The organism is Companilactobacillus musae, from assembly GCF_003967595.1.
Taxonomy (GTDB): domain Bacteria; phylum Bacillota; class Bacilli; order Lactobacillales; family Lactobacillaceae; genus Companilactobacillus; species Companilactobacillus musae.
In genome coordinates this window covers 697,851-707,204 of the sequence record NZ_BIFW01000001.1, presented here as the reverse complement: position 1 = coordinate 707,204, position 9,354 = coordinate 697,851, and the positions used below count along the sequence as shown (strand labels likewise).

The window sequence follows — 9,354 nt, the reverse complement described above, 5'->3', positions numbered from 1 at the left end:
ATTCCGGATTAGCTCAGTTGGTAGAGCATCTGACTGTTAATCAGGGTGTCGTCAGTTCGAGTCTGACATCCGGAGTTTTTTTTTACCTTGGAGAGTTGTCCGAGTGGCTGAAGGAGCATGATTGGAAATCATGTATACGGGTATTGACCTGTATCAAGGGTTCAAATCCCTTACTCTCCGTAAGCCTAATGTCTTTGCATAAAGGTGCAGAGACATTTTTTGTAGGTTTACTTCCAAGGTTTTGTAACAAAGCTTTTCGAAAGTATTTATAAAAATTATGTATATTAAATATAATATGTATGATATAATTAATTTCGTTGAGTTATTGATATGCGCCTATAGCGCAATTGGATAGAGTGTCTGACTACGAATCAGAAGGTTGTAGGTTCGACTCCTACTAGGCGCATCATATAAAAGACTTATGAGTTTATCTCATAAGTCTTTTTTTCTACAAAAAAAGATAAACATCATAAATAATGTTTATCTTTAAATATTAATCAGAAATAGTTTTAACAAAATCTTGGTAAGCTACTTCTTCGGCAGTTTCATTAACTACAATATTGTTTAAGGAATCTTTATGGAGGTCAGTTTCATCAATATTTATCTCATGCGTGAAAGTTGCATTGCCAATTAGTTTGATTTGACTTTGTTCTTTATTTTGCTTATTCAGAGTGATATGAGTTTTAACTAAACCGCCAGGATTGTAAACGGTAATGTCTTCTTCTGGATCGAATTGATCTGGATGCAACATTGCAAAAATTAAACTAGTAGCGGACATTCCAGTACCACAAGCATTGGTAAAGCCGACGCCGCGTTCGTAAGTCTGAACAAATAGGCTGTTGTTGTCTAGAATTTGACTGAAACTAACATTAACCCCTTCAGGGAAGTATTTGTTTTTACCATTAAGCTTTTGTCCCAAATCTCCCAGTTCTAATTGACTAATGTCAGGAACAAAGCTAATCAAATGTGGATTAGGTACAGCCACGGCTGAAAAGGTTTGTTCTGGTATAAATTCAGGTACCTTTTGATCTATCATCTCATTAAGATTCTTATATGAGAATGGTAGATCTTTTTTTTGGAAAGAAATAGGAGAAATTTCTACACTAAAGGCCGGAACTCCAGGATAAAAATCCTCAGCTTTAGAAACAATTAAATCTGATTCCATTGTTTCTACTTTGAAATTAGTTAATTGATATTTTTCTGATAAATAACGACTAATGGTTCGTAGACCATTACCGCACATCTTGGCCTCACTACCATCAGCATTGATAACACGCATTTTTCCTAAACTGCTATCACTAGTACCAACAACTAACAAACCATCGGCACCACCAAGAATATTGGTGCATAGATCAATTGCTAGTGCGATTAGTTCTTTATCTGTTAAAGCTTTTTCGAGTAATGTTTGATCTAAAATAAAAAATTTATTTTCTGAACCATGAACTTTGAGTAATTTTACCAATTTATTCACCTCATTAATTGAAGAATGTCTTATAAATTTTTCTAACTGCATTGTCGGCGTCTGATTCTTGAATACCTATCATAATTGAAATTCTTGAGGCACCTTGATTGATCATATGAATGGCAATATTGTTCTTGGTTAAAGAATCAATAATTTCACCCAAAGTATTAACATTATGAGCGATACCCTCACCAACTACCATAATAATTGCATAATCGTCGATCCATTCCAAATAATCTGGCTGTAAGACTTCTTTGACATCGTGGCAAAGATGTTTGATTGTTGTTTTATCAAGTTTAGTACGGTCAAAGATAACTGTTAAATCATCAATACCAGAGGGCATATGTTCGTAAGAAATATTATATTTATAAAAGATTTGTAATAATTTTAAAGTGAATCCAACTTCTTTATTCAAAAGATAGCGGTGAATATAAAGGGCTGAAAATCTCTTCGAGCAAGCGATTCCGGTTACTTGGTTGGCAGGATTAAATAGGAATTGTTCTGGGACGATCATAGTTCCTTCAGCACTAGGATTGTTGGTATTCTTAACATTGACGGGTACTTGTCCTTTAACAGCTGGAATAATCGCTTCATCTTGAAAAACTGAGAATCCGGCATATGATAATTCACGCATTTCTCGGTATGACATTTTCTTGATAGCCTGTGGATGATTAACAACGTGGTTATTGGCTACATAAATTGCATCTACATCAGTAAAGTTTTCGTACAAATCAGCATTTAAACCTCGGCTCAATAATGCCCCTGTGATATCAGAACCTCCACGAGAGAAAGTAAAGATAGAACCATCTTGGCTATATCCAAAGAAACCTGGGAAAACTGCTCTAGTATCATCAGCTAACTTAAAATTGCTCAAGTTGGTATAAGTTTCTGGTGAAATATCTGCATCATTTGGCTGACCATGTACGATAATGCCGGCGTCTTTGGGGTCAACGAAGACAGATTTAATACCTTGAGCATTCAAAACTTCATTCAATAAAATAGCGTTTAAAAATTCCCCGTGGGCTTTAAATGCTGCCATCAAATGGTCATCATCTACAAAATCTGTAGTCGCTAAATTGAATAATTTATTTTTTAGAAGCGTGATCACAGATTCATTAAGTTTAAAATGATCGCTGATTTCACGATATCTTGAAATAATTTCTTTAACTATATTTGTTTGATCTTCGTTTTCAATTACAGCATTGGCATACTCAATGAGTAAGTCTGTAACTTTTGTATCGCCACTGAATCGTTTTCCTGGAGCTGAAGTAACAATAATTTTCCTTTCAAAATCGTCCTTGATGATATTAATAACCTTTTCAAACTGTTCTCCAGTAGCTAAGGAACTGCCACCAAACTTGACAACCTTCATACGATGCACCTCTAAAATTAAATAGTTTTTAATGATGAGTGTATCATTTTTGGTTGTTATGACAAGAAAAAAATAGATTTTATTAGAAATATGAGAATATTCTTAATATTACTTGACGTATTATGAGTGTTGTTATAATCTTAATACCAACAAAAGAGGTCGCAATTAACATTAGTAAATGAGGGAGCTTCTGTAAAAGCTTAGAACTCATTGAAAGGGAAAATTGCCGAAGCACTAAGTTTTTACAGGGCTTAGCTAGCTGGGGCGTATTAATAAGATAATACGAACTGTCGTGACTAAAGTGTCAGTCACGTTGAGCTTATGACAAAATTGATGCAGATTATGCGTGGATCTCTTTGTTGATAAGCAAAGGGATCTTTTTTATTTGGTAAAAGGAGTGGAAATTATGATTATAGATGATTTGACTAGTAAGAACGGACATTTAATGATAGGTGGTATTGATAGCGTTGATTTAGCCAAGAAATACGGTACGCCACTATATGTATTTGATATCGATCAAATCCGTAGCCAAATAAAAGAATTTAAATCTGCATTTGAAAAGGCTAATTTAAAATATCAAATTAGTTATGCAAGCAAAGCTTTCGCTGTTAAAGCAATTTATCAAGTTATGAAACAAGAAAATGTTCATATTGATGTTGTCTCTGGTGGTGAACTATATACAGCATTGCAAGCAGGTTTTCCAAGTGACAAGATCAGTTTCCATGGAAATAATAAATCTTATGATGAATTGGTCATGGCGGTTCAAAATCATGTTGGCGTGATAATGTTAGATAATTTTCATGAAATTGAATTGTTATCAAATATTTTGAAAAATGAGAAGCAACAAATCAAAGTCATGTTACGTTTGACTCCAGGAATTTCTGCTCATACACATAGATATGATCAAACTGGTCAAACTGACAGTAAATTTGGTTTTGATGTTGAATCTGGTCAGGCTGATAAAGCGATGAAATTAGTTTTAGAAGATTCTAATATGAATCTTTTAGGAATCCACGCTCATATCGGTTCACAGATTTTTGGAACACAAGGTTTCGTTATGCTAGCTCAAAAAATGGTTGAAATTGCTAAGAGATTTCAAGAGAAATTTAATTATTGGCCGGAGGTTATCAATTTAGGTGGCGGCTTTGGAATTAGTTATAACGAAAATGATGATCCGATAACAGCAAATGAATTTATTTCCCAGATTGCAACGGAATTAAAACAACAATGTGATCAAGTTCCAGAGATTTGGATTGAACCAGGACGTTCCATTGTTGGACCTGCTGGCTATACGCTTTACACGATCGGTTCACGAAAAGATATACCTAACTTAGCATCTTATGTATCTGTTGACGGTGGTATGGGTGATAACATTAGACCAGCTTTGTATCAAGCTAAATATGAAGCTGTTGTTGCTAATAAGATGGATCGGAAAAATATAGAAACAGCACACATTGCCGGTAAATATTGTGAATCTGGTGATATCTTGATTGATCAGCAACAGTTACCTGAAACACAACCAGGTGATATCTTAGCAGTTCTAGATACTGGAGCCTACGGATATTCAATGGCAATGAACTATAATCGCAATCCAAGACCTGCAGTTGTTTTTGTAGAAAAAGGTCAGTCGAAGTTAGTCGTTAAGCGTGAAACATATCAAGATTTGACAAGTTTAGATTTGGATTATTAATTGGAGGAAGATTTAATGACAAAAATGAATGCTGAAGAAATTATTAATTATATAGGAAACTCTAAGAAAGCTACTCCTGTAAAAGTTTATTTACAAGGGGATGTCTCAGCAATTGATTTTCCTTCAGAAATCAAAGTTTTTAAAAGTAATGACTTGGCAATTTTGATTGGTGATTTTAAGATTATTGAACCAATTTTAAAGGAAAATAAGTTAAACGATTATTATGTCGAAACTGAAGCACAAAATTCAGGTGTTCCGATGCTTGATATCAAGCATATCAATGCTCGAATTGAACCAGGAGCTATCATTCGTGATCAGGTAACAATTGGAGATAACGCCGTTATTATGATGGGAGCAGTCATCAATATTGGTGCTGAAATTGGTGCCAAAACTATGATTGATATGGGAGCCGTATTAGGTGGACGTGCTATTGTAGGTGAAAATTCACATATTGGTGCTAATGCCGTATTAGCTGGCGTTGTAGAACCAGCTTCAGCTCAACCAGTAAGAATTGGCAATAATGTCATTGTTGGTGCTAATGCGGTTGTTTTAGAAGGAGTTCAAGTAGGCGATGATGCTGTTGTTGGTGCGGGTGCTATCGTAACCAAGGACGTCGCTGCTGGGACCGTCGTTGCTGGAGTGCCAGCTAAGATTTTAAAGGTTAAAGATCAAAAGACAACTGATAAAACTCAAATTGAAAATACTCTAAGGAAGCTGTAATTATGACTTTAACCAATGATGAATTAATTAAAATTAGACGTCATTTACATTCAATTCCAGAGTTATCTATGCACGAAGTTAAAACACATGCCTATGTTTTAGAGATTATTAAATCATTTTCTCAGACTAATTTGGAAATTAAAGAGCTACCAGAACTTCCAACTGCTCTGTTGGTGTTAGTCAAAGGATCTGATCCTCAAAAAAACATTGGTTATCGGTGCGATATGGATGCGTTACCTGTTACTGAAAAGAATGGATTACCATATGCTTCAACTAATCCCGGAGTGATGCATGCTTGTGGTCACGATTTACATACAACGGTGGCTTTAGGAATTTTGAATTATTTTAGTGAACATCAACCAAAGGATAATTTGGTGTTCTTTTTTCAACCAGCTGAAGAAAGTCAAAGTGGTGGTAAGGTTGCATATGATTTAGGAGCTTTTAAGGGTTCTTATCACATTGATGAGTTTTATGGATTACATGATAACCCACTTCTAAAAACAGGCGTTATTGGTTGTCGTAACGGCACTTTGTTTGCAGGGACTACTGAGGTAAATATCATAATTAAAGGTAAAAGCGGTCATGCGGCTTATCCACATCTTGCAAACGATGCTGTTGTGATTGCGGCCAATTTTATCAATCAAGTTCAAACAATTATTTCCCGTAGTATTGATCCCATCAAGTGTGGTGTGATTACTTTTGGAAAAATGGAAGCAGGCGTAATTCGCAACGTAATTGCAGGTGAAGCTCGAATTGAAGGTACGATTCGAGGGTTGACGCAAGAAATGATTGAATTCATTCGTCAACGAATTCAAGAAGTTGCAGCTGGTTTAGAAAAGTCATTTAATTGTCAAATTGAAGTTGAATATAATCAGGGCGGTTACTATCCTGTGGAAAATGATCCAACTCTGACAAAATGTTTTATTGATTATATGAAAAAAGCGCCACAAGTAGTTTTTGAGGAAACTGATCCTAAAATGACCGGTGAAGATTTTGGCTATTTAATCAATAAAATACCAGGGACAATGTTTTGGTTAGGTGTTGAAAGCAAAGGAGCACTCCATTCAGCAGATTTCCTACCGAATGAAGCAGCAATAAAAAAAGGTATTGATGCGGTAGTAGGTTTTTTGAACTATCGAATGAGTTTGGAGGAAGCATAAATGTTTGAGAATGTTGATTTAATGACAGCGATAATTACTCCGTTTGATGAGAATGAACAAATTGATTTTGAAGCTTTGAAAAAATTAACAGAACATTTGTTGGAAACTGGTAGTAAAGGCTTTGTCATCGGAGGAACTACAGGTGAAACGCCGACTTTGACTGAATCTGAGAAGTTAGAGCTTTATCGTAATTTTGTCAAAATTGTGGCTGGTAGGGTTCCAATTATCGCTGGTGCTGGTAGTAATAATACTGCACAGACAATTGATTTTATTGATAAGATCAGTGAAATTAAGGGGATTGATATGGCTTTGGTGGTTGTACCTTATTACAATAAACCCAACCAGCGTGGGATGATTGCTCATTTTGAAACGATTGCTAAACATTCTTCTTTGCCAATTATGATTTATAACATTCCTGGACGTACTGGAGTACTAATGGAAAAAGAAACAGTAGTCAAATTGTCTAAGAATCCTAATATTGACGGGGTTAAGCAATGTAATACTTTGGAAGATCTAGAGTATATAGTTGAACATACTGATGATGACTTCAATGTTTATAGTGGTGAAGATGCTCAAGCATTATTTGCTAAAGTAATTGGTGCTAATGGTGTCATTTCAGTAGCCTCACATGTTTATGGCACTGAGATTACCAAAATGTATCATGATTTGGAAAAGGGTAACTATAAATCTGCTGGTAAGATTCAACGTCAACTGACACCAAAAATGAATGCTTTATTTATGTATCCTTCACCATCTCCGGTCAAAGCAGCTTTGACTAAGTTAGGATATCAAGTTGGTGGTTGTCGTTTGCCAATTTTACCTTTAAATGATGAAGAACAAGATAAATTATTCAAAATTTTAGACCTCTAGGAGTTTTTTCAATGATAAAAGTAATAGTTTCAGGCTTTAGTGGTTCTATGGGACAAAAGGCCGTTAAAATGGTCAATGATTCTGAAGATATGGAATTGGTTGCAGGGTTTAATCCAATTGTGACAAATTTAGATCCGCAGACATATGATTTGAATAAAAATGTGAAAATTTTTAATAAACTAAGTGATATTAATATTAAAGCTGATGTTTGGATTGACTTTTCAATTCCGAGTGCAGTATTTGATAATACTAAATTTGCTATTGAACATGGAATTCGTCCAGTTATTGGGACTAGTGGTATGTCTGAGGAACAAACTAGTGAATTGAAAAGAATGGCAGATGAAAGAGAATTGGGTGGAATTATTGCCTCAAATTTTGGATTATCAGCTGTTCTGATGATGAAATTTGCACAAACTGCTGCTAAGTATTTTGCAGAGTCAGAGATTGTTGAAAAACATCACGAAGATAAAATTGACGCGCCTTCAGGGACGGCTTTGAATACGGCTCGATTGATTTATGAAGCTCGTGGAAAAGATCAAGTTCAACACAGTAGTGATGATCCATTGCATACCCGCGGTGGCGACTATCATGGTACTAAGATTCATGCGTTACGGTTACCAGGTTTTGTTGCGGATGAAGAAGTCATTTTTGGTGGTGTAGGCGAAACTTTGACGATTTCTCAGAGTACAACTGATCGTCAATCTTTCATGACTGGAGTCAAGCTTGCCATTCATGAAGTAATCAAAAAAAATCAATTAGTAATAGGATTAGAACAAATTATTTAGAAATTATTTAAAAATATTACAAAAGCTCTAATAATTTAATTGGATTTGGTATATTATTAAACTACATTAATTTTTAAGGAGTGTTGAAGAATGCCAGAATTAGATTCGTCAGTAAAAAATGTAGTAAATGAAACCATTGCCCCTATGGGCAGATCAATGATCAGAGAGTTTGCTGAAAAGTTTGCAAAGATCCCTGGCTTGGTAAAATTAACACTTGGTGAACCAAACTTTAACGTTCCCGAACACGTTAAGAATGCGGCAATCGAAAGTATTAAGGAAAATGAATCACATTATTCAGATCAAAAGGGCTTTTTAAGTCTTAGAGAAGCTGTTTCAGGATACTTAGATAAACAATTTGATCTTCAATATGATCCTGAAACAGAAATTGTTATTACAATTGGTGCTACTGAAGCAATCTTTGATTCTTTGGCAGCCATTATCAACCCCGGTGATAAAGTTATTATTCCTACACCAACTTTTGCATTATATATTCCTATTGTTCAAGTATTGGGTGGTATTCCTGTTCAAGTTGATACAACTGCTGATGGTTTCCGTATGACTGGAAAACATTTGGAAGAAGTGATCCAACAAGAAGAACCCGACAAAGTTAAGGCCATGATGCTTAACTTCCCAGGTAACCCAACTGGTTTTGTATATTCTAAGGATCAATTACAAGAAATTGTTGATGTGGTAAAAGACAAGAATATGTTTGTTATTTCTGATGAAATTTATGCAGAATTGACATATGGACATAAGCACGTTTCTTTGGCTAAGTTAATGCCTGGTAAAACAATTTTGATCAATGGACTTTCAAAATCACATGCTATGACAGGATACAGAATTGGTTACATTGCTGGTCCTAAGGATTTCGTGGAACAAGCTAATAAGATGCATGCCTTTACTGTCACTGCACCTTCTAATCCGGCACAATTTGCTGCTGAAGAGGCTTTGAAAAATGGAATCGAAGATCCAATTGCTATGAGAGACATTTACCAAGAACGCCGAGATTTCTTAGTCGATCAATTAAATGACATGGGTTATAAGACAGCCTTGCCAGAAGGAGCTTTCTACACCTTCTCTGAGATTCCTGCTGAGTACAATCTAAGTTCAATTGATTTTGCTAATAAGTTAGCTACCGAAGGTCTAGTTGGTGTAACACCAGGTGTTGCCTTTGGTAAGGGTGGCGAAGGTCACTTCAGAATTTCTTATGCTGCTTCAATGGAAGATATTCAAGAAGCCATGAAGCGCTTGAGAAAGTTTACAGATAGTTTATAAATTTTATTTAAGGGATGAAG

General features: G+C 35.3%; 8 protein-coding genes, 3 tRNA genes and 1 riboswitch. Of the genes, 9 read left to right on the top strand and 2 right to left on the bottom strand.

The window, feature by feature from the left end; translation table 11 throughout:
- The first annotated feature begins 2 nt into the window (after window positions 1-2).
- From LAB100_RS03475 to LAB100_RS03465, 3 genes are all read left to right on the top strand, one after another.
- Window positions 3-75 (top strand) — tRNA-Asn (locus LAB100_RS03475).
- Window positions 76-89: 14 nt separating this feature from the next.
- Window positions 90-180, top strand: a tRNA-Ser gene (locus tag LAB100_RS03470).
- A gap of 152 nt (window positions 181-332) precedes the next feature.
- A tRNA-Arg gene (locus tag LAB100_RS03465) sits at window positions 333-406 on the top strand.
- 87 nt (window positions 407-493) lie between these two features.
- On the opposite strand, the gene dapF is transcribed toward LAB100_RS03465, so the two are convergent.
- Complete coding sequence (gene dapF, locus LAB100_RS03460) at window positions 494-1,462, bottom strand: diaminopimelate epimerase (RefSeq protein WP_119325921.1); 969 nt, start codon at window positions 1,460-1,462, stop codon at window positions 494-496.
- A 13-nt stretch (window positions 1,463-1,475) separates the two neighbouring features.
- Window positions 1,476-2,834 (bottom strand): aspartate kinase, encoded by a 1,359-nt coding sequence (locus tag LAB100_RS03455; RefSeq protein WP_119325922.1) that lies wholly within the window; start codon window positions 2,832-2,834, stop codon window positions 1,476-1,478.
- Window positions 2,835-2,979: 145 nt separating this feature from the next.
- Window positions 2,980-3,163: riboswitch (Lysine riboswitch) on the top strand.
- Window positions 3,164-3,231: 68 nt separating this feature from the next.
- On the opposite strand from LAB100_RS03455, the gene lysA reads away from it, so the two are divergent.
- From lysA to LAB100_RS03425, 6 genes are all read left to right on the top strand, one after another.
- Entirely contained in the window at window positions 3,232-4,524 is a 1,293-nt protein-coding gene (gene lysA / locus LAB100_RS03450) for a diaminopimelate decarboxylase (protein WP_371851209.1), read from the top strand.
- A 15-nt stretch (window positions 4,525-4,539) separates the two neighbouring features.
- Entirely contained in the window at window positions 4,540-5,244 is a 705-nt protein-coding gene (gene dapD / locus LAB100_RS03445; protein ID WP_119325924.1) for a 2,3,4,5-tetrahydropyridine-2,6-dicarboxylate N-acetyltransferase, read from the top strand.
- 2 nt (window positions 5,245-5,246) lie between these two features.
- Window positions 5,247-6,404, top strand: a complete 1,158-nt coding sequence (locus LAB100_RS03440; RefSeq protein WP_119325925.1) for an N-acetyldiaminopimelate deacetylase — start codon at window positions 5,247-5,249, stop codon at window positions 6,402-6,404.
- On the top strand, window positions 6,405-7,274 hold the full coding sequence (gene dapA / locus LAB100_RS03435) for a 4-hydroxy-tetrahydrodipicolinate synthase (RefSeq protein WP_119325926.1): 870 nt from the start codon (window positions 6,405-6,407) through the stop codon (window positions 7,272-7,274).
- 11 nt (window positions 7,275-7,285) lie between these two features.
- The gene (dapB, locus tag LAB100_RS03430; protein ID WP_119325927.1) at window positions 7,286-8,059 is read left to right on the top strand and encodes a 4-hydroxy-tetrahydrodipicolinate reductase; all 774 of its coding nucleotides are present in this window, start codon (window positions 7,286-7,288) and stop codon (window positions 8,057-8,059) included.
- Between the two features lie 90 nt (window positions 8,060-8,149).
- Window positions 8,150-9,334, top strand: coding sequence for an aminotransferase class I/II-fold pyridoxal phosphate-dependent enzyme (locus LAB100_RS03425; protein WP_119325928.1), 1,185 nt, complete (start codon window positions 8,150-8,152; stop codon window positions 9,332-9,334).
- The last annotated feature ends 20 nt before the right edge of the window (window positions 9,335-9,354 follow it).